At 71.4% G+C, this 26,798-nt stretch carries 21 protein-coding genes and 1 pseudogene; 4 read left to right on the forward strand and 18 right to left on the reverse strand.

Annotated elements, in window-relative coordinates; genetic code table 11:
* From E0D90_RS06435 to E0D90_RS06445, 3 genes are all read left to right on the forward strand, one after another.
* Nucleotides 1–417: HNH/endonuclease VII fold putative polymorphic toxin (locus E0D90_RS06435; protein WP_227870031.1), on the forward strand; the 417-nt coding region annotated here is incomplete at its 5' end.
* Between the two features lie 14 nt (nucleotides 418–431).
* Nucleotides 432–887 (forward strand): hypothetical protein, encoded by a 456-nt coding sequence (locus E0D90_RS06440; protein WP_130796938.1) that lies wholly within the window; start codon nucleotides 432–434, stop codon nucleotides 885–887.
* A 65-nt stretch (nucleotides 888–952) separates the two neighbouring features.
* Nucleotides 953–1,186, forward strand: a complete 234-nt coding sequence (locus tag E0D90_RS06445) for a hypothetical protein (RefSeq protein WP_130796939.1) — start codon at nucleotides 953–955, stop codon at nucleotides 1,184–1,186.
* 127 nt (nucleotides 1,187–1,313) lie between these two features.
* On the opposite strand, the gene E0D90_RS06450 is transcribed toward E0D90_RS06445, so the two are convergent.
* From E0D90_RS06450 to E0D90_RS06465, 4 genes and pseudogenes are all read right to left on the reverse strand, one after another.
* Entirely contained in the window at nucleotides 1,314–2,915 is a 1,602-nt protein-coding gene (locus E0D90_RS06450) for a Na+/H+ antiporter (RefSeq protein WP_130796940.1), read from the reverse strand.
* Between the two features lie 18 nt (nucleotides 2,916–2,933).
* Nucleotides 2,934–3,875, reverse strand: a complete 942-nt coding sequence (locus E0D90_RS06455; RefSeq protein ID WP_130796941.1) for an RluA family pseudouridine synthase — start codon at nucleotides 3,873–3,875, stop codon at nucleotides 2,934–2,936.
* A 411-nt stretch (nucleotides 3,876–4,286) separates the two neighbouring features.
* Nucleotides 4,287–4,922, reverse strand: a pseudogene (lspA, locus tag E0D90_RS06460) (signal peptidase II); the annotation flags it as partial.
* A gap of 160 nt (nucleotides 4,923–5,082) precedes the next feature.
* Nucleotides 5,083–6,231, reverse strand: a complete 1,149-nt coding sequence (locus tag E0D90_RS06465) for a TraR/DksA family transcriptional regulator (RefSeq protein ID WP_130796943.1) — start codon at nucleotides 6,229–6,231, stop codon at nucleotides 5,083–5,085.
* A 469-nt stretch (nucleotides 6,232–6,700) separates the two neighbouring features.
* Between E0D90_RS06465 and ileS the strand changes: the two genes are divergently transcribed.
* Complete coding sequence (gene ileS, locus E0D90_RS06470; RefSeq protein ID WP_130796944.1) at nucleotides 6,701–9,886, forward strand: isoleucine--tRNA ligase; 3,186 nt, start codon at nucleotides 6,701–6,703, stop codon at nucleotides 9,884–9,886.
* A gap of 235 nt (nucleotides 9,887–10,121) precedes the next feature.
* On the opposite strand, the gene E0D90_RS06475 is transcribed toward ileS, so the two are convergent.
* The 14 genes from E0D90_RS06475 to E0D90_RS06540 form a co-directional block, all read right to left on the reverse strand.
* Nucleotides 10,122–11,372 carry a DivIVA domain-containing protein gene (locus E0D90_RS06475; protein ID WP_130796945.1) on the reverse strand — a complete coding sequence of 417 codons (1,251 nt, stop codon included), beginning with the start codon at nucleotides 11,370–11,372 and terminating at the stop codon, nucleotides 10,122–10,124.
* Between the two features lie 49 nt (nucleotides 11,373–11,421).
* Complete coding sequence (locus E0D90_RS06480) at nucleotides 11,422–11,706, reverse strand: YggT family protein (protein WP_103503025.1); 285 nt, start codon at nucleotides 11,704–11,706, stop codon at nucleotides 11,422–11,424.
* Nucleotides 11,707–11,776: 70 nt separating this feature from the next.
* Nucleotides 11,777–12,406, reverse strand: coding sequence for a cell division protein SepF (sepF, locus tag E0D90_RS06485; RefSeq protein WP_103503024.1), 630 nt, complete (start codon nucleotides 12,404–12,406; stop codon nucleotides 11,777–11,779).
* 120 nt (nucleotides 12,407–12,526) lie between these two features.
* Nucleotides 12,527–13,303 carry a YggS family pyridoxal phosphate-dependent enzyme gene (locus tag E0D90_RS06490; RefSeq protein WP_130796946.1) on the reverse strand — a complete coding sequence of 259 codons (777 nt, stop codon included), beginning with the start codon at nucleotides 13,301–13,303 and terminating at the stop codon, nucleotides 12,527–12,529.
* Nucleotides 13,290–14,027, reverse strand: coding sequence for a peptidoglycan editing factor PgeF (gene pgeF / locus E0D90_RS06495; protein WP_103503022.1), 738 nt, complete (start codon nucleotides 14,025–14,027; stop codon nucleotides 13,290–13,292). The genes E0D90_RS06490 and pgeF overlap by 14 nt, the downstream gene beginning before the upstream one ends.
* Before the next feature lie 81 nt (nucleotides 14,028–14,108).
* Nucleotides 14,109–15,341 (reverse strand): cell division protein FtsZ, encoded by a 1,233-nt coding sequence (gene ftsZ / locus E0D90_RS06500; protein ID WP_103503021.1) that lies wholly within the window; start codon nucleotides 15,339–15,341, stop codon nucleotides 14,109–14,111.
* A 295-nt stretch (nucleotides 15,342–15,636) separates the two neighbouring features.
* Complete coding sequence (locus E0D90_RS06505) at nucleotides 15,637–16,455, reverse strand: cell division protein FtsQ/DivIB (RefSeq protein ID WP_103503020.1); 819 nt, start codon at nucleotides 16,453–16,455, stop codon at nucleotides 15,637–15,639.
* A gap of 31 nt (nucleotides 16,456–16,486) precedes the next feature.
* Nucleotides 16,487–17,578, reverse strand: a complete 1,092-nt coding sequence (gene murG / locus E0D90_RS06510; RefSeq protein WP_130796947.1) for an undecaprenyldiphospho-muramoylpentapeptide beta-N-acetylglucosaminyltransferase — start codon at nucleotides 17,576–17,578, stop codon at nucleotides 16,487–16,489.
* 6 nt (nucleotides 17,579–17,584) lie between these two features.
* Nucleotides 17,585–19,162 carry a putative lipid II flippase FtsW gene (ftsW, locus tag E0D90_RS06515; RefSeq protein ID WP_227870032.1) on the reverse strand — a complete coding sequence of 526 codons (1,578 nt, stop codon included), beginning with the start codon at nucleotides 19,160–19,162 and terminating at the stop codon, nucleotides 17,585–17,587.
* 64 nt (nucleotides 19,163–19,226) lie between these two features.
* Nucleotides 19,227–20,696: a UDP-N-acetylmuramoyl-L-alanine--D-glutamate ligase gene (gene murD, locus E0D90_RS06520; RefSeq protein ID WP_130796948.1), complete on the reverse strand. Its 1,470-nt coding sequence runs from the start codon at nucleotides 20,694–20,696 to the stop codon at nucleotides 19,227–19,229.
* A complete protein-coding gene (mraY, locus tag E0D90_RS06525) occupies nucleotides 20,696–21,757 on the reverse strand; it encodes a phospho-N-acetylmuramoyl-pentapeptide-transferase (protein WP_103500590.1) in 1,062 nt (353 codons plus the stop codon). Before mraY ends, murD begins: the two co-directional genes overlap by 1 nt.
* Nucleotides 21,754–23,196, reverse strand: coding sequence for a UDP-N-acetylmuramoyl-tripeptide--D-alanyl-D-alanine ligase (locus E0D90_RS06530; protein WP_130796949.1), 1,443 nt, complete (start codon nucleotides 23,194–23,196; stop codon nucleotides 21,754–21,756). Before E0D90_RS06530 ends, mraY begins: the two co-directional genes overlap by 4 nt.
* Complete coding sequence (locus E0D90_RS06535; protein WP_103500588.1) at nucleotides 23,193–24,983, reverse strand: UDP-N-acetylmuramoyl-L-alanyl-D-glutamate--2,6-diaminopimelate ligase; 1,791 nt, start codon at nucleotides 24,981–24,983, stop codon at nucleotides 23,193–23,195. The genes E0D90_RS06530 and E0D90_RS06535 overlap by 4 nt, the downstream gene beginning before the upstream one ends.
* Nucleotides 24,980–26,798 (reverse strand): peptidoglycan D,D-transpeptidase FtsI family protein (locus E0D90_RS06540; RefSeq protein WP_130796950.1); only part of this gene is annotated, 1,819 nt, incomplete at its 5' end. The genes E0D90_RS06535 and E0D90_RS06540, both read right to left, overlap by 4 nt.

Consider the following 26,798-nt stretch of genomic DNA (forward strand, 5'->3'; position numbering starts at 1 on the left):
ACCTGGCACTACAACCTCCACCGCCACTACAACCCCCACACCTGGACCGACCCGTACGGCCTCGCAGCACACAACGTCACATACTCGTCTCGCGGTGAAGCATTCAACGCTGCACGAGACAGGGCGGGCGTCCCGAATAGCCAACAGCCGACGAGGCAATGGGAGGTGGGGGCGGATGCGACGCAGAGACACAGGACGAGCAACTACGTCTACGATGAAAGTCCTGGCTCACACGGACGCTACTACCAGTACGAGACCCCTGGCGGCACGCGGGTGATTGCCGAACATACCGCAGACCCACAGGCCCCGCACTCACACTTCCATGCAGGGAAGCCCAAAAACGGAACGTACAACGTGGATATGCGAGGGGAGAGATACCAGCAAGTAGGCGACAAACACCACTTCTACTACAGATAAGGAGAGCAATCCAAATGTCGCCAAGTCAATCCCTTAAAGAAAAACTACAGGAACGGAAAGAACAGCAGATCAGCGCGGCTCTCCTCGAACAAGATTGGGTACTCAGCCAGGCCGAATACGTAAGCAACGCGGAAATCCCTTCCTGGATTGAATCGCGAATCAAAGAGATTCTCAAGACAACGTCGATCCCCGACTCCAGGATGCCGGACAATATTTCCCCAGAGGCATTCAATGAGTGGGTTGAGGGCCTAGCGGAAGACTGCGCCCTGGGCGACCAGGTGATAGTGCGCACCGACATGAAATTCTTCCCGTGGCTTAAATGTAGGATTCCAGAATCCGGCTGGCCATCCGGGGCCCGCTCGGCACACGGTGGCGACCTCTATCTGGTGTCCACACAGCACCCCGTCCTACTTTCCATCATTGAAGACGAATACGACTTCTTGGCATTCGTGCGAACGCCAGATCACTAGAAGGCGACCTCACCCACTAGAGGTTCGAGCCCTGCCGATGCTGCACCGACTCTCTCGTCTTCGTGATGGTGGATCCTAACCTTGAACTCTCCGGTTCTGTCATCTACAACGAGTTCACTGCCTTCTCCTCCCCGTTGTCCCCGGGTGAGCTCGCCTACGACAAGTTTGGGTTCGCCGCTGGCGTCACCGATGTGCGGGAAAGTGGATATGGCTTGGCCTTGGCCGACAGCGACTGGGGGGACCTGTTCGCGGTTGTACCCGACATCGACGGCGTGGCGCGGATGACGTGGGGCTGGTGATCGATTACACGAACCATCGGCCGCCGCGCACTACGAAGAGGCTCCTGCTTCCGACGCCTGTCCCGCCCCCACGTGCTTCCAAAGGATGAGTACGGGTTCTTGGCAGTCGCGCACTCCAGCCCGCCCGTTACTCCTCCCTCCTGTGCCAGAGGCTTCCCTGGTCGAGCCAGCGCAGGACGCGGTCGGCGACCTCCGGGGTCATGCCCGGCTCGTTGCGGGCATCTACGACGGCGTGCCGTGCGGCGGAGAGGAGTTCCCCTCGCAGGCTGTGCAGTTCGCGGGCGCGGTCGAGGCGCTCCGTGATCTGCCCCCGACGTTCCTCGTCGGCGAGTTCGGGCGCGATCCACCACGCCATCTCGTGCGCGCGGTGGGTCATCCGCTCGGCTGCCTCCCCCGAGATCCGCCCTTCGGCCTCGAGTTCGCGCACTCGGGTCCGGCAGGCTGTGGCCACCCGGATGGCGAGGGCGCGTTCCTGGGCACGTTCGGTGGTGCCGTCGGAGCCGATGTCGAGTCTCCCGACGAGCCAGGGCAGCGTCAGCCCCTGGAGCACCAGCGTGCCGAGCACCACGGCGAAGGCGACGAAGACGATGGCGTCACGTGCGGGGAAGTCGGCGCCGGAGTCGACGGTCAGCGGCACGGCAAGCGCGAGCGCGACCGAGGCGACGCCGCGCATCCCCGCCCACCACATCACGACGGTCTCGCGCCACCCGATCGGGATCTCCTCCCCCCGGTCACCGCCCCGCTTGAGCCGCCGCACCACCCATACCGCGGGCGCCAGCCACAGCAGCCGCACGAGGATGACGGTGGCGAGGACCAGCCCGGCGGCCGGCAGCAGGGTGTGCCACTGTCCGCCTGCGCTCACGACCACCCCGTGCACCTCCAGCCCGATCAGGCCGAACGCCACCCCGGTCACCAGCGTCTCGACGACCGCCCAGAAGCTCTGCCCGGTCAGCCGTCCGATCACGTCGTCGGCGTCGGTGGCGCGTTCGGTCAGGAACAGCGCGGTGACGAGGACCGCCAGCACGCCGGAGCCCAGCAGCTCCTCGGCGATGCTGTAGGAGGCGAACGGCACGAGCAGTGTCAGTCCCGTGCCGAGTGTGGCGTCGCCGAGCAGCGGCAGCATCCGGGCCGTCGCCCACCCCAGGACGATGCCGACCGCCACGGCCACCGCGGCCGACAGGACCAGTTCGGCGCTGGCGACGGTGACGGAGAACGTCCCGGTCACGGCGGCGGCGATCGCCACGTGGTAGAGGGTGATGGCGGTGACGTCGTTGAACAGTCCCTCGCCCTCCAGGATGGAGACCATCCGGCGGGGTAGTCCCAGCTTGCCGGCGACCGCCGTCGCCGCGACCGGGTCCGGCGGGGCGACGAGTGCGCCCAGCGCCACCGCGCCCGCCAGCGGCAGTCCGGGGACCACCGCGTGGGCGACGGCCGCGACCGCCGCCGTGGTGACGAAGACGAGCGCCACCGCCAGCAGCACGATCGGCCGCAGGTTGGCGGCGAACTCACGCCAGGAGGTGCGCTGCACCGCCGAGTACAGCAGCGGTGGCAGGACCAGCGGCAGGATGTACTCGGGTGGGATCTCGACGTTGGGCACGAACGGCAGCAGCGCCAGTCCGGCGCCGAACAGCGTCATCAGGACCGGCGGGGGGAGGCTGAGCCGTTCCCCCAGCGGCACGATGACGACGGCGCCCAGCAACAGGGCGAACAGCAGGGTCAGCTGGTCCATTCAGCCGATTCTGCTGGTTCAGGCGCTGTCGTCCCGCACGATGTCCAGGGCGTGGCGCAGGTCTTCGGGGTAGTCGCTCTCGAATTCCACCCACTGGCCGTCGCCGGGGTGGGTGAAGCCGAGCCGCATGGCGTGCAGCCACTGCCGCTCCAGCTTCAGCCGGGCGGAGAGGGTGGGGTCGGCACCGTAGGTGAGGTCGCCGACGCACGGGTGACGGTGGGCGGACATGTGCACCCGGATCTGGTGGGTGCGTCCGGTCTCCAGCTTGATGTCGAGCAGGCTGGCCGCCCGGAACGCCTCGATGAGGTCGTAGTGGGTCACGGAGGGCTTGCCCTCGGCGGTGACGGCCCATTTGTAGTCGTGCTGCGGGTGACGGCCGATGGGGGCGTCGATGGTGCCGCTCATCGGGTCGGGGTGGCCCTGGACGAGTGCGTGGTAGCGCTTCTCCACGGTCCGCTCACGGAACTGCTGCTTCAGGTGGGAGTAGGCCCGCTCGGACTTGGCGACGACCATCAGCCCGGAGGTGCCCACGTCCAGCCGGTGCACGACGCCCTGGCGCTCGGCGGCGCCGGAGGTGGAGACGGTGTAGCCGGCGGCGGCGAGGCCGCCGATCACGGTGGTCCCCTTCCAGCCGGGGCTGGGGTGGGCGGCGACACCGACCGGCTTGGAGATGACGACGAGGTCGTCGTCGTCGTGGACGATGACCATGCCCTCGACCGGCTCGGCGACGATCTGCACGGGCGCGGCCACGCCGGGCATCTCGACCTCCAGCCAGGAACCGCCGGTGACCCGCTCGGACTTGCCGACTTCGGCGCCGTCCAGCCGGACCTTGCCCGATGCGGCCAGGTCTGCCGCCTTGGTGCGGGAGAAGCCGAGCATGCGGGCCAGGGCGGCGTCTACGCGCTCGCCCTCCAGGCCGTCGGGAACGGGCAGGGTGCGGGTCTCGGGAAGGGTGCTCACCCGTCCGAGTATGACGGACCGCGGGAGTGGCCCGGTCCGCACGGTGGGGTCCACACGGACCGCTCCGTCCGCCGCGGTACCCGAAGCCGCCCCGGCGGGAGGGGTCGGCGGGGCGCTACGGCCGGGAGGTCAGGCGCGCGGACCGCCGCCGGAACGCTCGTCCCCGGAGCCACCGGAGTCACCAGACGCATCCGATTCATCCGTCTCCGCGCCGGCCCCGGAGCCGGTACCCGCCGTCTGCTCGGTGGCGGGCGTCGTCGGCTCCGCGCTCCCGGTCTTCGGCGCCGACTCCGTGTCGTCGGGGACCGGAGCCGGGGCCGTGGTCCCGGTGTCTGAGGCAACAGGTGTCAGCGGCTCGTCGTCCGGCCCCTCGCCGTCGTCACCGGCACCGTTCTTCGCGTCGTCGTCATGGTCGCTGTGGACGGTGCCGTCGGGGTCGAGACCACGGAAGGAGAGCAGCACGATCAGGATGCCGCCGCACACGATCGCTGAGTCCGCGAGGTTGAAGACCGCGAAGTGCTTGGGCGCGATGAAATCGACGACCGCGCCCTGGAAGACGCCCGGCGCCCGGAAGATCCGGTCCGTGAGGTTGCCAAGAGCACCGCCCAGCAGCAGGCCCAGTGCGATGGCCCAGGGAGCGCTGTAGAGCTTGCGCGCCAGGCGCAGGATCACGATCACGACGACCGTCGCGATGCAGGTGAAGACGACGGTCAGCGCCTGGCCCATGCCGAAGGCGGCCCCGCTGTTGCGGACCGCCTCGAACCGCAGCCACTCCCCGATCACCGGGATCGGGTCACGGCCCTCCAGCCACTCGACCGTCATGATCTTGGTGATCAGGTCGAGGATGTAGGCGGTGACGGCGACGGCCGCGAGGACACCGATCCGACGGCGGCCACGCCCGGTCGGCGCGTCGTCGGTGCTCCGGTCGGCCGGGGCGTCGGCCGCCCGGCTGTCGCCGTGCGGCTCGGTGCCGGCCCCGGTGCCCGCGTCTCCGCCCGCCTCGGGGGCGTCGTCCGGTGTGTCGATGGTGCGCTCCGCCTCTTTCACGTCAATGAGAGTACGGCACCGAACCCCGCCGTTCCCATGCCCGGTGCCGCCTCCCGCCCGGGCCGTCGGGCCCGGGCGGGGGGCGGTGGACAGACGGCCGGACCGGCGGCCACAGGCGTCAGACCACGGGTGTCAGGCGAGGGGTGTCGGGCCAGGGATGTCAGAGGCGGCGCTCCTGCCTCTGCTTGCAGTCCACGCAGAGCGTGGCACGGGGGAACGCCTGCATCCGGGCCTTGCCGATGGCTTTGCCGCAGCTCTCGCACAGGCCGTAGGTACCCGCTTCCAGCCGGTCCAGGGCCCGCTCGGTCTGGTAAAGCATCTCGCGTGCGTTGCCGGCGAGCGCCATCTCGTGTTCGCGGGTGACGTTCTTCGTCCCGGCGTCGGCCTGGTCGTCGCCGGCGCCGTCTCCCGAGTCGCGCATCAGCCCGGTCAGGGCCTCCTCGGTCGCCGAGATCTCGCTGCGCAGCCGCTCGGCCTCGCCGGTCAGCTCGGTGCGGGCCTCCCGCACCTCCTCGGGCGTCCAGGGGTCCTCTCCCGGCCGGACGGCCAGCTCCCCCGCGCTTGTTTGGGTCGTCGTGGTCTTCTCCGCAGCCACCTTGTCGGCTCCCGTCTCCATGGCCGTTCCGGCGCCGGCATCGGCCCGCTGCGCCGTCGTCTTCTGCGTGGACGTACCGCCGTCCGAGACCTCCGCCCCGGCGGGCCCTGGGGCTCCCGCGCCGGTGGTCTCCACGGCACTGCTGCCAACGGCCCGGGGTGCGGCCGTCTTCCCGCTCGCGGTTCTCTTCGCCGCGGCCTTGGCGACCGCCTTCTTCGCCGTTGTCTTCTTGGCGGCGGACTTCTTGGCGGCGGACTTCTTGGCGCTGGCCTTCTTCGCCGTTGTCTTCTTGGCGCTGGTCTTCCCGGCGGCGCTGTCCGGTGGGGCGGCTTTCTTGCCGACGGCCTTCTTCGCCCCCGCCGTCTTGGCCGTCTTCTTCGCCGCCGTCTTCTTCGCCGCCGTCTTCTTCGGTGCGTCCCCCTCCGCCGCGGCCCCGCCCTCACCGGGCGGCCGCGTGCCCCGTCCGGTGGTCTCAACGTCGTCGGAGTGGTCGGTATTCGAGCTGTCGGGGCCGTCCGAGCGGTCGGGGCCGTCCGAGCCGTCGCGGCCGTTGCCGGCACGCGCCGCCCGGGCAGCGGTGGTCTTCCTGGCCTGGCTTCGCTCCGCCGCGGTGGCGGAGGTGTTCATCGCGGAGGCGGGCTTGCGCGCCGCCGCCTTTCTCGCCGCCTTCTTCGCCACCGTTTTCCTGGCGGCGGCGTCACCTTTCGCCACCATCGCCGCGACCCCTTCACATAGAGTGATATTGCTCGCGTATCGTGACCGGAACGATAAATCGACACGGGGTGCGCGGCAACGTGGGCGCGCCGTTTCCCCTGCCTTGTGCCCCACGCGGCCGGGCGGTAAGCCGCCGGGCGGTAATCGGTCGTGGTCGCTCTCCGGCCGCCGTACACTGGGCGGCAGCGAGAAGCGTTGATGGGGACGAGTAGCGTCGTCAGCGGCCCGTAGCGACCCGGGGGCGGTGGAAGCCCGGGGGCAGGCGCGACGTGAAGATCACCCCGGAGCCGCCGGAGGAAAGCTCCACACGAGTGAGTAGAACCGGCCGCGCTGCCCCAACTGAGCGGGCGGTGGACCGCGCCTGCGGACCGTCGCCAAGGAGGGTGGTACCGCGGGACCCGCGCCGGGACGGCGCCGGAGTTCTCGTCCCTCCGACGGAACGCGACCCGTCCGCCGGAGGATGCCACCGATGTCGACCGAACCCCAGCCCAGGTACCGCGCGGTTCCCGCCCAGGTGGACCTGCCCGCCCTCGAGCACGAGATGCTCGACTTCTGGCGCGAGAACAAGACCTTCGCGCGGTCGATGGAGCAGGCCCAGGGCCGGCCGGAGTGGGTGTTCTACGAGGGCCCGCCCACCGCGAACGGGATGCCGGGCACCCACCACATCGAGGCCCGCGTCTTCAAGGACGTCTTTCCCCGTTTCCGCACCATGCGCGGGTACCACGTCGCGCGCAAGGCGGGCTGGGACTGTCACGGCCTGCCGGTGGAGCTGGCGGTCGAGCGGGAGCTGGGCTTCAGCGGCAAGAAGGACATCGAGGCGTACGGCATCGCCGAGTTCAACGACGCCTGCCGTGCCTCCGTCACCCGGCACACCGACGCCTTCGCCGACCTCACCCGGCGCATGGGCTACTGGGTGGACCTGGACGACGCCTACCGGACGATGGATCCGGAGTACATCGAGTCCGTCTGGTGGTCGCTGAAGGAGATCTACGCCAAGGGCCTGCTGACCCAGGACCACCGGGTGGCTCCCTGGTGTCCGCGCTGCGGCACCGGCCTCTCCGACCACGAGCTGGCCCAGGGGTACGAGTCGGTCGTCGACCCGTCGGTCTTCGTCCGGCTGCCGCTGACCTCCGGCCCGCTGGCGGGCGGCGCCGCGCTGCTGATCTGGACCACGACGCCGTGGACCCTGGTCTCCAACACCGCCGTCGCCGTCCACCCGGAGGTCACCTACGTGGTGGCCACGGACGGCGAGGAGCGCCTGGTCGTCGCGGAGAACCTGCTGGAGAAGGCGCTCGGTGAGGGCTGGAGCACCACCGGGGAGACCTTCACCGGGGCCGAGATGGAGCGCTGGTCCTACCAGCGCCCGTTCGGGCTGGTGGAGTTCGACCCCGACGCCCCCGCGGCCCATTTCGTGGTGCTCGCCGACTATGTGACCACCGAGGACGGCACCGGCCTGGTCCATCAGGCGCCGGCGTTCGGCGAGGACGACCTGCGGACCTGCCGCGCCTACGACCTGCCCGTCGTCAACCCCGTGCGCGGTGACGGCACGTTCGAGGAGAACGTGCCGCTGGTCGGCGGTGTCTTCTTCAAGAAGGCCGACGAGGACCTGGTCGCGGACCTCGACAGCCGGGGGCTGCTGTTCCGGCACGTCGCCTACGAGCACAGCTACCCGCACTGCTGGCGCTGCCACACCGCGCTGCTGTACTACGCGCAGCCGTCCTGGTACATCCGCACCACCCGGATCAAGGAACAGCTCCTCCGGGAGAACGAGCGCACCAACTGGACCCCTGAGTCCGTCAAGCACGGCAGGTTCGGCGACTGGCTGAACAACAACGTGGACTGGGCACTGTCCCGGAACCGGTACTGGGGGACCCCGCTGCCGATCTGGCGCTGCGGTGAGGGTCACCTGAGCGTCGTCGGCTCGCTGGCCGAACTGAGCGAGCTGACCGGCACCGACCAGTCCGGGCTGGACCCCCACCGCCCCTACATCGACGCCGTGACGTTCGGCTGCACCGCCGACGGCTGCTCGCTGACCGCCGAGCGGGTGCCGGAGGTCATCGACTGCTGGTACGACGCGGGTTCGATGCCGTTCGCGCAGTGGGGCTACCCGCACCGCAACAAGGAGCTGTTCGACCAGCGTTACCCGGCGCAGTTCATCTCCGAGGCGATCGACCAGACGCGCGGCTGGTTCTACACGCTGATGGCGATCGGCACCCTGCTCTTCGACCGCTCGTCCTACGAGAACGTGGTCTGCCTGGGCCACATCCTCGCCGAGGACGGCCGCAAGATGTCGAAGTCGCTGGGCAACATCCTGGAGCCCATGCCGCTGATGGAGCAGCACGGCGCGGACGCGGTGCGCTGGTTCATGGCGGCAGGCGGCTCCCCCTGGGCGGCGCGCCGGGTGGGCCACAACACCATCCAGGAGGTCGTGCGCAAGACGCTGCTGACCTACTGGAACACCGTCGCGTTCCAGGCCCTGTACGCCCGGACCTCCGAGTGGACGCCGTCGGAGTCCGACCCGGCGCCGCAGGACCGTCCGCTGCTGGACCGCTGGCTGCTGAGCGAGCTGCACGCGCTGACCGGCATGGTCACCGTGGCGCTGGAGAACTACGACACCCAGCGGGCCGGGAAGCTGCTGTCCACCTTCGTCGACGACCTCTCCAACTGGTACGTGCGGCGCTCCCGCCGGCGGTTCTGGCAGGGCGACGCGGCGGCGCTGCGCACCCTTCACGACACCCTGGTGACGATCACGCAGATGATGGCGCCGCTGGTGCCGTTCATCACCGAGCGCGTCTGGCAGGACCTGGTGGTGCCGGTGACGCCGGGCGCCGCCGACTCCGTCCATCTGTCGAGCTGGCCGGAGGCGGACGAGTCGCTGGTCGACCCGGAGCTGTCGCAGGACATGCTGCTGGTCCGGCGGCTCGTGGAGCTGGGCCGGGCGACCCGCGCAGAGTCGGGCGTGAAGACCCGGCAGCCGCTGTCGCGGGCACTGGTCGCCGCACAGGGCTTCGAACTGCTCGGTGACAGCCTCCGGGAGCAGGTCGCGGAGGAGCTGAACGTGGCGACCCTGGCGTCCCTATCCGAGATGGGCGGGTCGCTGGTGGACACCACCGCCAAGGCCAACTTCCGCGCGCTGGGACGCCGGTTCGGCAAGGGAACCCAGGCCGTGGCCAAGGCGATCGCCGAGGCCGACGCGACCGGGCTGTCGGCCGGCCTGCGCGCCGGGACCGCCGCCGTGACGGTGGACGGCGAGCATGTGGCGCTCTCCCCGGAGGAGGTCATCATCACCGAGACCCCGCGCGAGGGGTGGTCGGTGGCTTCCGACCCGGGCGCCACGGTCGCGCTCGACCTGGAGATCACGCCGGAGCTGCGCCGTGCCGGTCTGGCCCGGGACGCGATCCGGCTGATCCAGGAGGCCCGCAAGAACAGCGGCCTCGACGTCTCGGACCGGATCGCGGTGCGCTGGCGGGCCGAAGACCCGGAGCTGGCCCAGGCGCTCGGCGACCACCAGGCGCTGGTCTGCAGCGAGGTGCTGGCGCCGGAGTTCGTCGAGGGTGACGCCGAGGAGAGCGAGGACGGCGCGGACTGGGGCGAGACCTTCAGCGACGAGGCACTCGGCCTGACCTTCCGCCTGCGGCGGCACACCGCCGGCTGAGCGGCCGGGGTCGGACACGGCGGGCGGCGACCGGGCCCTTCCGGTCGCCGCCCGCCGGCGCGTCCGGCGAGCCCGGTCGCATCGTGCGCCGGGCCGCCGAGGACCAACTGCCGAGGGCGGCCCGGACATGTCACAGGGGCGGGGCCCGGACTCCTTGAGTCCGGGCCCCGCCCCTGTCGTTCCTGCCGGCTGCCGCCCGCCGCCCCCTCGGGCACGTGGCGGTCGTCTCATCCGGTCAGTTGTCGTCCTCGTCGATGAGGAAGCCGCGCATCGGAGACGGTGCCTGCTGCACCGGCTGCGGTGCCTGCGGACGGACCGGCGACATCGGCTGCGTCATCGGCGCCATCTGCTGCTGACCGCCGCCGTAGGACGGCTGGCCACCGGGACCACCACCACCCATCATCGGGCCGCCGCCACCGCCACCCATCGACTGGTGACCGCTGCCGCCGGAAGGAGCTCCGGCCGAGGCCATCGACGGGCTGGGCGAGGCCGGAAGGGACGCGGCGGCCGGCGTGCGCGGCGGGGCCAGCGAGTCGTCCGACTGGCTCTCCAGCTGACGGAGCTGGCTCTCCAGGTAGGACTTCAGGCGGGTCCGGTACTCGCGCTCGAAGCCGCGCAGGTCCTCGACCTTGCGCTCCAGGGTGGCGCGGGCGGACTCCAGCGAGCCCATCGCCACACGGTGCTTCTCCTGGGCGTCCCGCTCCAGCGCGTCGGCCTTGGCGCGGGCGTCCCGCTCCAGACCCTCGGCACGGCTGCGAGCCTCACCGACGATCTTGTTGGCCTCGGAACGCGCCTCTGCGATCGCCTGGTCAGCGGTCTGCTGGGCGAGGGAGAGCACGCGCGCGGCGGACTCGTTGCCACCCTGCTGCTGCTGTTGTTGCTGCTGCTGCTGCTGGGGCGGCATGCCCAGCGGACCACCGGGGCCACCCGGACCACCAGGACCACCAGGACCGCCCGGACCACCGGGGTGACCCTGCGGACCGCCGTGGCCCTGCTGCTGGTGACCCATCGGACCACCGAGGTGCCCCTGCGGGGGACCACCGTGACCCTGCTGGGGGCCGGGGCCGTGGCCCTGCGGACCACCGTGCCCCTGCGGGCCGCCGTGTCCCTGCGGGGGACCACCGTGGCCCTGCTGCTGGTGACCCATCGGGCCACCGGGACCGCCCGGACCACCCGGTCCGGCGGGAAGTTGGGGAGGACCGCCCATGGGGCCCTGTTGCGGCACCTGCTGCGGTCCGGATATGGCCGGCGGTCCACCGCCCGGCCTCTCCTGGGGATCGGGTTTGCGCATGTTCTGCTGGTTCTGCGCGGCGGCTCGCGTCGCGGCGGCCAGCTTGGCGCGCAGATCCTCGTTCTCTCGCAGGAGCTTGGTCAGCTCGGCCTCGACCTCGTCGAGGAAGGCATCGACCTCGTCCTCGTCATAGCCTTCGCGCAGCCGGACGGTTGTGAACTGCTTGTTCCGCACGTCCTCGGGGGTCAACGGCATCTCTTCACCTCAACGTGAGTCGTCGGCATATCGGCAAGACCGTACTCGCTCACAGTCCCGCCACGACGTTGATCAGGATGTAAACGATGATCATCAATACGAAGAAGGACAGATCGAGCGTCACGCCCCCGAAGCGCAACGGCGGGATGACCTTCCTCAGCACCTTCAGCGGTGGGTCGGTGATGGTGTAGGCACCCTCGAGCGCCACCACCATCGCCTTACCCGGCTGCCAGGAGCGGGCGAACATGAAGACATAGTCCATCACCAGCCGGAACAGCAGTACGAAAAGGAAGCAATACAGGACGACGTAGACCACGTCCCATACGGTGCCCATCCTGGCGTGCCCTCTCCCCTGTGTTCCGCCCGGCCGGTCGGCCGGGCGTGTGTGCTTCCGGTGCCACCCGTCAGCTCTGGTTGAAGAACCCGCCCTCAGCGATGCGGGCCTTGTCTTCCGCCGTTACATCGACGTTAGCAGGCGACAGCAGGAAGACCTTCTGCGTCACGCGCTCGATGCTGCCATGAAGACCGAAGACCAGACCAGCGGCAAAGTCGACAAGTCGCTTCGCGTCCGTGTCGTCCATCTCCGTCAGGTTCATGATCACCGGCGTCCCCTCGCGGAAGTGTTCCCCGATGGTACGGGCCTCGTTGTAGGTCCGCGGGTGCAGCGTGGTGATCCGGTACGGCTCCCGCTCCGACACGACCTTGGGCATGATCACCGGCGCACTCTTCTCAACGGTCTGGCGTTCGGATGTGATGGAAGACACGGGAGCGATCCTCCCGGGTCGGCGGCTCTCTGTCATCAGGGAGACAGGGGCGGGCTCCGGTTCGCGCTCCCGCTGCGCCGGGGGATGCATCACCCGCACCGGCTCCTCCGGCGGCTCCCGCCGCTCAGGCTCGTGGTTCTGCTGACGTCGGCCTCGCTCCGGCTCCGGCTCCGGCTCGAAGTCGTCGTCGGGGCCGTACCCCTGACGGTCGTAGCCGTCGTCCTCCACGAGGCCGAGGTAGACCGCCATCTTGCGCATCGCGCCAGCCATCGACTGCGTCCTCCGCTCGGTGGTGGATCGGCTCCGACTCTCGGGGCCGGTATCCAGGTGCCTGCCCGTTTTTCCGGGAATCACCATATTTTCGGCTGTAGTCCGACTTGCTTGGCGACGTTACCGGAGCGGGGGGCGGACTCCGAGCACCGCACTGCCGACACGTACGTGTGTCGCACCGGCGGCGATCGCTTGCTCCAGGTCAGCACTCATACCCGCGGAAACCATGTTGGCACCAGGAACCGCCTCACGGAGGGCCCTTGAGATTTCTGACAGGCGCGCGAAGGCAGCGTCCGGGCGCCCCGCGTACGCTCCGCCCAGCGGCGCAACCGTCATCAACCCGGCGAGCCGGAGCGCGGGGGCGCGCGTGATCTGTTCCGCGAGCCCCATGACTTCCTCGGGCGCCGCCCCGCCTCTGCCGCCTTCCGCCCCTTGGAGCGCCCCCTCCTTCTCCAGCGCCACCTGGATCAGACAGGACACCTCGCCGCCCTCGCGCGCCTCGGCCGCGGTGGAGAGGGAGCGCACCAGCCGGGCCCGGTCCACGGAATGCACATAGTCCGCATAACCGAGCACGGAACGGACCTTGTTGGTCTGCAGCTGCCCGACGAAGTGCCAGCTGAGCGGCAGCCCCGCGCAGCTCTCCGCCTTCGCCGCGGCTTCCTGGTCGCGGTTCTCCGCCACGTGGCGCACACCGAGTTCGGCCAGGATCCGCACATCCCGCGCCGGGTGGGTCTTGGTGACGACGATCAGCGTCACGTCCTCACGGGCGCGTCCGGCCGCGGCACATGCGCGGGCGATGCGCTCCTCCACCTGTTCCAGGGCCTCGCCCAGTTCGGCGCGGCGCGCCGCGCCGTCACTCGCCGCGGCGGGCTCCCGCCCCGCGTCACCGGAGGTCATCGCCGGTCCAGACATAGCCGGCGAGCCGGCCGGTGACCCGCTCGCGACGGTAGGAGAAGTGGTCGGCCGACTCAAGGGTGCAGACCGGGGAGAGCACGATGTCCCGCACGCCGAGTGCCAGCAGCTGGGCGCGGACCCCGGCCGGGATGTCGATGGCGGGGGTTCCCCAGGAGGTGGTGGACGCGGTGCCGGGCACGGCGTCCTCGACCTCGTCGCGCAGTTCGGCGGGGACCTCGTAGCAGCGACCGCAGACCGTGGGACCGGTGCGGACCGCCAGACGGGCAGGGTCGGCGCCGAGTTCCGTCATCGCCGCGACCGTGGCGGGCACCACTCCCGCGGCCAGCCCGGGCCGGCCCGCGTGAGCGGCCCCGGCGATGCCCGCGAGAGGGTCGGCCAGCAGGACGGGGGTGCAGTCGGCGGTCAGTACCGCCAGCGGCAGCCCCCTGCGGGAGGTGACCAGGCCGTCCACGGCCGGCGCCTCACCGCTCCAGGGAGCGTCGACCACCGCCACGTCGGCGCCGTGCACCTGGTTCATCCAGACCACCGACTCCGGCGCCGCGCCCAGGGTGCGCGCCACGAGTGTCCGGTTGGTCCGTACGGCGCCGGGGTCGTCCCCGACCGCGCCGCCGAGATTGAGCTGAGCGTACGGAGCGGCGCTCACCCCGCCCCACCTGTCGGTGAAGGCGAAATGCGCGCCGCCGGCCGTGTACTGCTGTGCTATCACCGCGTCGGTTTCTCTCCGGTCCGGGCCGGCCCTGCGGCCTGCCCGGGGCCCGTGTCGGGAAGTGTCACCGCGCCGCGGAGGTCACTTCAGGAAGTCGGGGACGTCCAGCTCCTCGGCCGGACCGCCCTCGTAGGGTCGAGCCGAGGGTACCTGCGGCGGGGACAGCGGTGACTCCGCCTGCGGGACGGGCGCCGGGGCCGGCTCGGGGGACTTCTTCTCCTCCTCGCGCGGCGGCAGCGCGCCGAGACCACCGAACGACGGACGCTCCGGCTCGGACTCGGCAGGCCGGTCCGAGGCGGCCGAGCCGTTCTCGTCCTTGCCGCCGCTGTAGCCCGACAGCGCCTTGTCCCGGTTCCGGGACGGCGGCTGACCGCCGTCGAACCCGGCGGCGATGACGGTGACCCGCACCTCGTCGCCGAGGGCGTCGTCGATCACCGCGCCGAAGATGATGTTGGCCTCGGGGTGCGCCGCCTCGCTGACCAGCTGCGCGGCCTCGTTGATCTCGAACAGTCCGAGGTCGGAGCCACCGGAGATGGAGAGCAGGACGCCGCGGGCGCCGTCGATCGACGCCTCCAGCAGCGGCGAGGAGATGGCCATCTCGGCGGCGGCGACCGCGCGGTCGTCACCCCGGGCGGAGCCGATCCCCATCAGTGCCGAGCCCGCCTCGGACATCACGGACTTGACGTCGGCGAAGTCGAGGTTGATCAGGCCGGGGGTGGTGATCAGGTCGGTGATGCCCTGCACGCCGGAGAGCAGGACCTGGTCGGCGGACTTGAAGGCGTCCAGGACGCTGACCTGGCGGTCCGAGATGGACAGCAGCCGGTCGTTGGGGATCACGATGAGGGTGTCCACCTCGTCGCGCAGCGCCGCGATGCCGTCCTCGGCCTGGTTGGCGCGGCGGCGCCCCTCGAAGGTGAACGGCCGGGTCACCACACCGATGGTGAGTGCGCCCAGCGTGCGCGCGATGTTCGCCACGACCGGAGCGCCACCGGTGCCGGTGCCGCCGCCCTCCCCCGCGGTGACGAAGACCATGTCGGCCCCCTTGAGGACCTCCTCGATCTCCTCGCGGTGGTCCTCGGCGGCCTTGCGGCCGACGTCGGGGTTGGCACCGGCGCCCAACCCGCGGGTGAGCTCGCGGCCGACGTCGAGCTTGACGTCGGCATCGCTCATCAACAGCGCCTGGGCGTCCGTGTTGATCGCGATGAACTCGACGCCCTTGAGACCGACCTCGATCATCCGGTTGATGGCGTTGACGCCGCCGCCGCCGATACCGACGACCTTGATGACTGCGAGGTAGTTCTGCGGTGCTGCCACGTCGAAGGCCTCTCGCCTCGAGTTACGTGTCGTCGTCCCGCGTCTGCTCGCGGAGCGCGACTGATGCCGTTGGGACGGGAGAAGGCCCGACCCGAACCCTAAAGCCCAAGTTTAGGGTTACCTGTGCTTGTCATTCCTGGGATTCCTGGAACGGACACTAAGTCGACAAGCGGCACGCGTTCAACGAACACGCCGGGCCTCCCGCTTTTCTTTTCACCCTATGTGATCACGCGCCGTCTTCGCCAACCAGGGGGTTGGCCTGCGCTGATGTGGGAGAACGATGTCAGAGGCGTCGTCAACCCAACGCCGCCGCAGGAGCGCTCGGGACGCTCACGTCGAAGTGCCTGGCCTCGGGAGCCGCTTTCATCACGGCGGTCAGCGCGGTGGCCTTCGCCTCGGGATGTTCCGGACTCCCCCACAGGACCGTGCGCCCGTCGGACAGTTCCAGCAGCACCGCGTCGAAGGAACGGACCCGGATCACATCCGTCTCCTCGCGGACCGCCGGCGGCAGCGCGGCGGCGACTCCCACCGCGCCCTCCCGGATGCGGTCCTCGCCGAACCGGCGCAGTCCCGCGCCGGAGTCCAGTTCCATCTCCAGCATCGGCACGCCCTCGACGGCGTCCGGGACGACGGCGAACGCGACGCCGTCCGGGTCCACCTCGACGAAGCCGGCCTCGTCGGGGACGAGCACCTCGGCCTGCCGCTCGGTGACCTTCAGCCCGACCCCGTTGGGCCAGGCGCGGACCACCTCGACCTCACCGGCCCGCGGCAGCCGGTCCAGGACCCGCTGCCGGACCGCCCCCTTGTCGAGCGCCGCCATCGGCACCCCCAGCGGAACGGCGGCCGCTTCCTCGATCTCCGCGCGCTCCAGCACCTCGGGGCCACCGGTCCAGGAGACCGAGACCCGTTCGACCCGCAGCCACTGCGATCCGTAGAGCGCCCAGATCCCGAAGCCGCCGAGGGCGACGCCCAGAACGGTCAGCGCGACCATGAGGCCACGCCCCGGGAGCCGGAACCGGCGACGCGGCCGTCCGGTGGACGGCGGCGGGCCGGACTCACCGTCGAGCGGCTCCCGCTCCCGTTCCCGCTCCGCGGTCCTCACCGGTCCGGCCACGCGCCTCGCTCCTGCCTGTTCGGATCGGTGGCTACGACTGACGCGCCGCGACCGCCTCGTGCACCATGCCGACCAGCAGCTCGTCGGCGTCCGGGCGTCCGAACTCGGTGGCCGCCCGGGACATGGCCAAGAGCCGGGCCGGGTCCGTCAGCACCGGAAGGACGTTGTCCCGCACCCATTCGGGCGTCAGGTCCGCGTCGTCCACGATGACTCCGCCTCCGGCCTTCACCAGCGGCTGGGCGTTGAGGCGCTGTTCGCCGTTGCCGATCGGCAGCGGGACGTAGGCGGCCGGGAGCCCGACGGCGGAGAGTTCGGCGACGGTCATCGCGCCGGCCCGGCACAGCATCATGTCGGCCGCGGCGTAGGCGAGGTCCATCCGGTCCACATACGGTACCGGCACATAGGGCGGCATCCCCGGCATGTTGTCCGGCGTGGGCAGGTCGTTCTTGGGGCCGACGGCGTGCAGCACCTGGACCCCGGAGCGCTGGAGGACGGGCGCGACCGCCTCGATCACCTCGTTGAGCCTCCGCGCGCCCTGCGAGCCGCCGGAGACCAGCAGCGTCGGCGGCACCGCGTCCAGCCCGAAGGCGGCGCGCGCCTCGGGCCGGACCGCGGCGCGGTCCAGGGTCGCGATGGAGCGCCGCAGCGGGATACCGACGTAGCGGGCGTGCCGCAGCTTGCTGTCGGGGGTGGAGACGGCGACGAACTTGGTGTAGCGCGCGCCGATCTTGTTGGCGAGCCCGGGGCGGGCATTGGCCTCGTGGACCACGATCGGCACCCCGCGCCGCTTGGCCGCCAGGTAGGCGGGCAGGGCGACGTAACCGCCGAAGCCGATGACACAGTCGGCCTTGGTGCGCTCCAGGACGTCCTCGGCGGCCTTCACGGTGCCGCGGAGCCTGCCGGGGACCGTGATCAGTTCGGGCGTCGGTTTGCGTGGCAGCGGAACGGCGGGGATCAGCGCCAGTTCGTAGCCGCGCTCCGGCACCAGCCGGGTCTCCAGTCCGCGCTCCGTGCCGAGCGCCGTGACACCCACGGACGGGTCCTGCCTGCGCAGCGCGTCCGCGAGGGCGAGCGCGGGCTCGATGTGACCGGCGGTCCCTCCGCCTGCGAGTACGACATGCACCGAATTTCACCGCTCTCCGGACGACGCGATCACTCCGCGCCGTCTCCTCGACGTCCATCCGAGCCCGGCCGGCTTCTTGCCGTCCGGGCGTCGCCGCGTGGCCAGGGCCGCACGCGCCGCCGGGTCGCTGCGCGCGAAGGCGATCAGCAGACCGACGGCGAACATCGTGGGCAGCAGCGCGGACCCTCCGTAGGAGAACAGCGGGAGGGGGACGCCGGCGATGGGCAGCAGCCCGAGCACCGCACCGATGTTGATGACGACCTGCACCATCAGCCAGGTGGTGACCCCTCCCGCGGCATACCTGACGAACGGTTCCTCCGTGCGTCCGGCCACGCGGATACCCGCATAGCCTAGAGCCGCGAAGAGGCCGAGCACTGACAGCGTCCCCGCCAGGCCGAGCTCCTCCCCGGTGATGGCAAAGATGAAGTCCGTGTGTGGTTCGGGGAGTTCACCCCATTTCTCCACACTCGCGCCGAGGCCGGAGCCGAACCAGCCGCCGGAGGCCAGGGCGTAGATGCCGTGGACGGCCTGCCAGCAGCGGTCGCCCGGCCCGGGGTCGGTGGCCATGACGCAGGCGAGCCGGTCCATCCGGTGGGCGGCTGTGGCGATGAAGACGGCGCCGATGGCGGCGGAGGCCCCCAGGACGCCGACGAAGAGCCGGGTGGGGGCGCCGGCCAGCCACAGCAGGCCGAAAATGATCGCCACCAGGATCATCACGGTTCCCATGTCGCCGCCGACCATGATGAGCCCGCAGACCAGCAGCGCTCCCGGCACCAGAGGAATCATCAGATGGCGCCACTGCCCGAGCATCCGGCGCTCGCCCTTGCGGGCCAGGAGGTCGGCGCCCCAGAGCACCAGGGCCAGCTTCGCGAACTCGCTCGGCTGGAGCATGAAGGGACCGCCGACCGCGATCCAGTTGGTGTTGCCGTTGACCTCCACCCCCACCCCGGGGATCTGCACCACGACGAGCAGCACGATCGAGAAGGCGAGGAACGGATAGGTCAGCGCGCGCAGCAGCCGGACCGAGATCCGCGCCGCGAGCACCATGAGGACGGCGCCGAGCACGGCGGCGACCAGCTGCTTCTGGAAGAAGTAGGACGCCGGGAGGCTGTGCCGCAACGCCTGGATCTGCGAGGCGGAGAAGACCATCACCAGGCCCAGCAGGATGATCAGCAGCGAGGTGCCCAGGACGACGTAGTAGGCCGTCAGCGGCCGGTCCCAGGCCTTGCGGAACCGCGCGACCAGGCTGGAGGGCAGCGACGGCGGGCCGGGCGGCCGTCCGCCGCCGGAGGGGCCTCCCGGACGGTGTGGGCCGCCGCCGCGGTGCCGGTCGGCGTCGGAGCCGGATCGCTCACGGCGCGGCGCGCCGCCGGGGACCGGGCGCGGGGGGCGCTCGGGGCGGGCCGCCCGGTCGGTGCGGAGGCGGCGTTCGGGACGGGTGGCGCGCTGGTCGGCGACCGCGCGTCCCTCGGCGGAGCGGCGGGCCGCCTGGTCCCGGGCGGCGGCGGAGCGGCGGGCGGACGGAGCCGCACCACCGCCCGCGCCGGCCGGCCCGGACGGGGCCGCCGAACGTTCTGGGTGCATCCTCGTCCCCTCCGGGCGCCCGCCGGCGTCGGGCCGCGGCGCCACCGCACAGGGGCGCCCGCGGTCAACTCCCGTCCGTGCTCCGGCCGGCCGCCAGGTCGTGCACGGCGGCGGCGAAGGCGTCACCGCGCTCGTTGTAGTTGGTGAACATGTCCATCGAAGCGCAGGCCGGCGCCAGCAGGACGGTGTCACCGGGGCGGGCCAGCCGGGCCGCTTCGCGGACGGCCGCTTGCATCGCTCCAGTGTCGGTCCGGTCGAGGTCGGAGACCGGCACATCCGGCGCGTGTCGCGCCAGCGCTTCGGCGATGAGGTGCCGCTCCGCGCCGATGAGCACGGCGGCCCGCAGCCGGTCCTTCGCCAGGCGGGCGAGGTCGTCGAAGGAGGCGCCCTTGGCGAGGCCGCCGGCGATCCACACGATGGGCCGGTAGGCGGCCAGGGACGCCTCGGCGGCGTGGGTGTTGGTCGCCTTGGAGTCGTCCACGTAGGCGACCTCGTCCACGTCGGCGACATGCGCGATCCGGTGGGCGTCGGGCCGGAAGGCCCGCAGCCCGTCGCGGACGGCCACCGGCTCCACGCCGTAGGCGCGGGCGAGTGCCGCCGCCGCCAGGGCGTTGGCGATGTTGTGCGGCGCGGCGGGCCTGACGTCCTCGGTGGAGGCCAGTTCGGCGGCGGCGCGCTGCCGGTCGGGGACGAAGGCCCGGTCGACCAGCAGTCCCTCGACGACGCCGAGCTGGGAGGGGCCGGGAGTGCCGAGGGTGAAGCCGATGGCGCGGGCGCCCTCGGTCACGTCGGCGGCGCGGACCAGTTCCTCGGTGGCCGGGTCGGCGGCGTTGTAGACGCAGGCGACGCGGTTGCCGGTGTAGGCGCGGCCCTTGTCGGCGGCGTAGGCCGCCATGGTGCCGTGCCAGTCCAGGTGGTCCGGGGCGAGGTTGAGCACCGCGGCGGAGTGCGCGCGGGGGCTGGGCGCCCAGTGCAGCTGGTAGCTGGAGAGCTCGACGGCGAGGACGTCGTAGGGCTCGCCGGAGAGCACCACGTCGATGATCGGTGTGCCGATGTTCCCGACGGCGGCGGTGCGCAGCCCCGCCGCGCCGAGGATCGAGGCGAGCATCTGGACGGTGGTGGTCTTGCCGTTGGTGCCGGTGACGACCAGCCAGTCCGCCGGCGGGGTGCCGTCGGCGGCCGGGCGGCGCAGCCGCCAGGCCAGTTCGACGTCGCCGATCACCTCGACGCCGGCCGCCTCGGCGGCCGCGAACAGCGGGCTGCCGGGCTTCCAGCCGGGCGAGGTGACGACGAGGTCGGTGCCCTCGGGCAGCGTGGCGCCGTCGCCGAGACGCACCTCGACGGCCGGGCACGCCCCGCCCTCGGCGACCGGACCGGTGAGCCGGTCGGCCGCCTCGCGCGGGCGGGGCCCGGTGCCGCCGTCGACGACGGTGACCCGGGCGCCGGCGGCGGCCAGCGCCCGGGCGGCGCTGGCCCCGCTGACACCGAGTCCGGCGACGGTGACGTGCCGGTCGGTGAACTCCTGGCCGGTCATCAGCTGGTCGCCCAGGTGCCGTAGAAGATGCCGAGGCCGACGATCACGCACATGCCCTGGATGATCCAGAACCGCACGACGACCAGGACCTCGCTCCACCCCTTCAGTTCGAAGTGGTGCTGGAGCGGCGCCATCTTGAAGACCCGCTTGCCGGTGAGGCGGAAGGAGCCGACCTGGATGACCACGGACATGGTGATCAGGACGAACAGACCGCCCAGGACGGCGAGCAGCAGCTCGGTCCGGGAGAGGATCGCCAGGCCGGCGAGCGCGCCGCCCAGGGCCAGCGAGCCGGTGTCGCCCATGAAGATCTTGGCGGGCGAGGTGTTCCACCACAGGAAGCCGAAGAGCGCTCCCATCAGGGCGGCGGCGACCACCGCGAGGTCCAGGGGGTCCCTGACCTCGTAGCAGCCGGCTCCGGCCGTCAGCTCGTTGGCGCAGCTCTGGCCGTACTGCCAGACGCCGATGAAGACGTAGGCGCCGAAGACCATCACCGAGGCGCCGGTGGCCAGACCGTCCAGACCGTCCGTCAGGTTCACACCGTTGGACATGGCCAGGATCATGAACAGCGCCCAGACCACGAACAGCACGGGGCCGATCGACCAGCCGAAGTCCTGGGTGAACGACAGGTGGGTGGAGGCCGGGGTCAGTTCACGGGAGTCGGCGAAGTTCAGCGACAGGATCGCGAAGGTCACACCGACGATGAACTGGCCGAGCATCTTCGCCTTGGCCCGCAGGCCCAGGCTCCGCTGCTTGACGATCTTGATGTAGTCGTCGAGGAAGCCGACCAGTCCCATTCCCGCGAACAGGAAGAGGACCAGCAGCCCCGACACGGACGGGCTGGTACCACTGGCGAGCTTGGTCGCGAAGTAGGCGATCAGCGTTGCCGTGATGAAGGCGATGCCACCCATGGTGGGCGTACCGCGCTTGCTGTGGTGGTCCCGGGGGCCGTCGTCCCGGATGAACTGGCCGTAGCCCTTGCGGGCCAGCAGTTTGATCAGCAGCGGAGTGCCGACCAGGGTCAGGAAGAGCCCGATGACCCCGGAGAAGAGGATCTGCCTCATCGGGCGGCGACCCCGCCTTCTTCTCCACCCAGCAGATCGATGGCGACCTTCTCCAGACCCACGGCCCGTGATGCCTTCACCAGCACCACATCTCCCGGCCGCAGCTCATCCCGCAGCACTTCCAGCGCTGCTTGAGCGTCGGACACGTGCACCGACTCCTCACCCCACGAACCCTCGTTCTTGGCACCCATGTCCAGCCAGGCGGCCTCCAGGCCACCCACGGACACGAGCTTGCTGACGTTGAGCCGGACGGCGAGCCGTCCGATGGCGTCGTGTTCGGCCTGCGAGTCGTCACCCAGCTCGGCCATCTGGCCGAGCACCGCCCAGGTGCGTCCTCCGTGTCCCATGGTGGCCAGTGCCTTGAGGGCGGCCCGCATGGACTCCGGATTGGCGTTGTAGGCGTCGTTGACGATCGTCACACCGTCCGCGCGCTCGGTGACCTCCATCCGCCATCTGGAGAGCGGGCCCGCGGACGACAGCGCTTCGGCGATCTCCGTTACGGGCATGCCCAGTTCATGGGCGACCGCGGCTGCCGCGAGCGCGTTCGACACGTGGTGCTCACCGTACAGGCGCATGGTCACACCGCTGCGCCCGGTGGGGGTGCACAGGGTGAACGAGGGCCGTCCGTCGGCGCCGAGCCGGGCGTTCTCGGCCCGGATGTCCGACTCCTCGGACTCGCCGAAGAACACCACGCGGGCCTTGGTGCGCGCCGCCATGGCGCGCACCAGCGGGTCGTCGGCGTTGAGGACGGCGACCCCGCCCTCCGCGGCGGTGGGCAGCACCTCGACCAGTTCGCCCTTGGCCTCGGCGATCTGCTCCCTGCCGCCGAACTCCCCGAGATGGGCGGTGCCGACGTTCAGCACCAGCCCGATCCGCGGGGGCGTCAGCTCGGTGAGGTAGCGGATGTGGCCGATACCGCGCGCGCCCATCTCCAGCACCAGGTGCCTGGTGCCGGCGTCGGCACGCAGCGCGGTCAGCGGCAGGCCGATCTCGTTGTTGAGGGAGCCGGGCGTCCAGACGGTGGGGCCGATCCGGGGCAGCAGCTGCGCGATCAGGTCCTTGGTCGAGGTCTTGCCGGAGGATCCGGTCAGCGCCACGACGGTGGTGCCCAGTTCGGAGACGGTGTGCCGGGCGAGCGCGCCCAGCGCGGCGGTGACGTCGTCCACGAGCACCGAGGGCACGTCCACCGGCCGGGTGGCCAGCACGGCCGCGGCACCGGCGGCGACGGCTCCGGCGGCGTAGTCGTGGCCGTCCACGCGCTCGCCCTCGAACGCCGCGAACAGGACGCCGGGGGCGGCCTCACGGGAGTCGATGACGGCGGGGCCGGTGATGGGCGCCGGGAGCGGGGCGTCGGCAGGTTCGGTGCCGGGTGGGCCGGGCACGCCGTGCGGCTCGCCCCCCACGATCGCGGCGAGTTCGGCGATGGAGAGAGGGATCATGCGCTGTCCTGGTCCATCCCTGGGGTGGGAGTGCTGGGGGTGTGGCCGGCGCGTTCGATCGCGGCGCGCAGCTCGGAGCGGTCGTCGAAGGGCCGGATGACTCCGGCGATGTCCTGGCCCTGCTCGTGTCCCTTTCCGGCCACCACGACGGTGTCGCCCGGTTCGGCGCGTCCGACGGCGGCGGCGATGGCCGCGGCGCGGTCCTCCTCGACGAGCACGGTGCCGCGTTCGTGGCTGGGCACCTGGGAGGCGCCGGTGAGCATGGCGGCGAGGATCGCCAGGGGGTCCTCCGAGCGTGGGTTGTCGGAGGTGAGGACGGCGGTGTCGGAGAGCCGCGCGAGGGCGGCGCCCATCGCCAGCCGTTTGTGCGGGTCACGGTCGCCGCCGCAGCCGAGGACGGCGTGCACCCGTCCCTCGGTGATCTTCCGCACGGCGTGCAGAACGGAGTCGACGGCGTCGGGCTTGTGGGCGTAGTCGACGACGGCCAGGTAGGGCTGGCCGGCGTCCACCCGCTCCAGGCGTCCGGGGACGCCGGGCACGCGGGCGATGCCGTCGGCGGCCAGCTGCGGGTCGGCGCCGGAGGCGGCGAGCGCGGCGATGGCGGCCAGGGTGTTGGAGACGTTGAACTCGCCGGGCAGGGGCGCCTCGGCGCGCACCACGACCCCGTCGGGGCCGTGGACGGTGAAGGTGGAGCCCAGGGGGCCCGCCTCGACCGCGGAGGCACGCCAGTCGGCGTCGGGGTGTCCCTCGGCGGAGTAGGTGGTGACCGGTACGCCGGCCTCGGTGACCAGGCGGCGGCCGTACACGTCGTCGATGTTGACGACCCCGGCCCGGGAGCGGGCGGGGGTGAACAGCTGCGCTTTCGCCTGGAAGTAGTCCTCCATGTCGGGATGGAAGTCCAGGTGTTCGGGGCTGAGGTTGGTGAAGACGGCGATGTCGAAGACGCAGCCGTCGACCCGGCCCAGGACCAGGGCGTGGCTGGAGACCTCCATGGCCAGCGAGGTGACCTTGTGCTCGCGCATCACGGCGAAGAGGGCCTGGAGGTCGGTGGCCTCCGGGGTGGTCCGCTCGGACTTGATCCGCTCGTCGCCGATGCGGGTCTCGACCGTGCCGATCAGGCCGGTCTGGCCGCCGTCGCGGGAGGCGGTGCGCAGCGCGCCGTCCACCAGGTAGGCGGTGGTGGTCTTGCCGGAGGTTCCGGTGATCCCGATGCGCAGCAGCCCGGCGCCGGGGTCCCCGTAGATGGTGGCGGCCAGTTCGCCCATCACGCCGCGCGGGTCGGGCACGGTGAGGACGGGCAGGCCGGTGGCGGCGGCGCGCTCGGTGCCGGCCGGGTCGGTGAGGACCGCGGTCGCGCCGAGGAACTGCGCCTGGGCCACGAAGTCGGCGCCGTGGAAGCGGGCGCCGGAGAGTGCCGCGTAGATGTCACCGGGGCGCACCGCACGGGAGTCGTGGGTGATGCCGGTGACGGTCACCTCCTGGGGGGCGCCGTCGTCGGGGCCCGGCCGGGCCTCCGGTCCGTCGGAGGGCTGCTGGGGTTCCGCCGCCGTGAGGTCGGCGTCCGCGGTCCGGGCCAGCTCGGCCAGCGGTACCGGACGGACGTGCTGGGGCCTCGGCAGCGCGGGCTGGGTCTGATCACCGTGTCGCACGGCGGTGAGCGTACCCGTCGAGGCGGGTGTGCCGCGACGCGAGGTGCCGCCACCGCGCCGGTCCGAGGGCCGCCCGGAGGGCCCGTCCCGGTCTTCCCCGGTGATGATCTTCACGTGGGCTCCGCTCGCTCGTGTCATTCGTCTGGATCGAAGGTGGACGGCAGGGTGACGGGGTCCTGTCCGGTCGGCGGCACCTGGAGCGCCTTCAGGGAGAACTCCATCACCTGGCGGAACACCGGTCCGCAGACCTGGCTGCCGTAGTAGCCGCCCTTGGTGGGGTTCTGCACGGCGCAGTACACGGTCACCCGGGGGTCGTCCGCGGGGGCGAACCCGGCGAACGAGGCGGTGTAGCCGTTGTACCGGCCGGTCTCCGGGTCCACCCGGTTGGAGGTTCCGGTCTTGCCTGCGACGCGGTAGCCGGGGATGCGGGCGGCGCCGCCGGTCCCCCACTCCTCGTCGCTGACGACCGTCTCCAGCATCGCGGTGAGCAGCCGGGAGGTCTTCTCGCTGATGACCCGCTCCCGTTCCGGCTCGGCCGCCTCCTGGTACTGGCCGTCGGGCCCGGTGGTGCCGCGGACCAGGGTCGGGGCGATCCGTTCGCCGCCGCCGGCCACCGTCGAGTACACGGACGCGGCCTGGAGGGCGTTGACGGACAGTCCCTGCCCGAAGGGCACCGTGTACTGCTGGGAGGCGTTCCAGGTGTCGGGCGGGGCCAGGATGCCGGAGGTCTCCCCGGGGAAGGCCAGGCCGGTGGGCCGGCCGAAGCCGAAGTCGCTCAGGTAGGAGTGCAGGATCCGGTTGGCCTCGGGCTGCGAGTCCGAGAGGGTCTCGGTGGCGAGGATGGTGCCGATGTTGCTGGACTTCGCGAGGACGCCGGCCAGTGTGAGGTGGTAGGTCTCGTGGTCGTGGTCGTCGGCGAAGGCACGGTCGGCGCGCGGCAGGCGGTTGGGGACGGTCACATGGGTGTCGGGGGCGGCGGCGCCCTCCTCCAGCACCGCGGCCATCGAGATGATCTTGCTGGTGGAGCCCGGTTCGAACGCGTCGGAGAGCGCCGGGTTGCCGAGGGTGCCCGGTTCGGCGCGGCCGTAGGCGCCCGGGTCGTAGCCGGGCGCGGAGGCCATGGCGAGGACCTCGCCGGTGCGGACGTCCTGGACGACCACGTAGCCGCCGTCGGCGGCGGAGGCGTCGACCTGGGCGGAGATCGCGGACTGCGCGGCCCACTGCATGTCGCGGTCGATGGTGAGCTCTATGTCGGTCCCCGGCACCGCCGGCTGCTCGCTGGAACCGGCGGTCGGCACCCGGCGCCCGCCGGACTGGGCGTAGCGCATGGTGCCGTCCTCACCCGCGAGGTCGGGGTTGAGCTGCGCCTCGATCCCGCCGCCTCCGACGCCCTCGTTGTTGACGAAGCCGAGGACGCCGGCGGCCAGCTCACCACCGGGGTAGACCCGCTTGGGGTTCTTCTCGCGGAACACCCCCGTGAGCACCTGGTGGCCGGTGCCGTCGGTGACACGCTCGGCCAGCGTGCGGCGCAGGTCCTGGATCTGGGTCCACGCCTGCGGGGTCTGCTGCCGGGCGAGGACGGCGTACTGGGAGTCGGGGTTGTCCAGCAGACCGGCCAGCCGCTCCTCGTCCTGGTCGAGGATGGGCGCCAGCAGCGCCGCGGCCTGGGCCGGGGCGTCGTCGGTCTCGGTGTGCTCCTCGGTGAAGAGGGAGGGGTCGGCGATGATGTCGTAGGCGTCGACGGTGGTGGCCAGCGCCGTGCCGTTGCGGTCGGTGATGTCTCCGCGCTGGGCGGCGATCGGCACCGTGACATACCGGTTGACCTGCGCCTTGTCGGCGTAGGTGGTCGCGTCGACGGCCTGCACCTGCACCAGCCGGACGGTGAAGACCACCATGATCAGCGTCAGCCCGAGACCGACCAGTCGCAGCCGGGGGCGGGGGTTGCTCAGCCGC

It is taken from the genome of Streptomyces otsuchiensis (assembly GCF_004305975.1).
GTDB classification, from domain to species: Bacteria; Actinomycetota; Actinomycetes; order Streptomycetales; family Streptomycetaceae; genus Streptomyces; species Streptomyces otsuchiensis.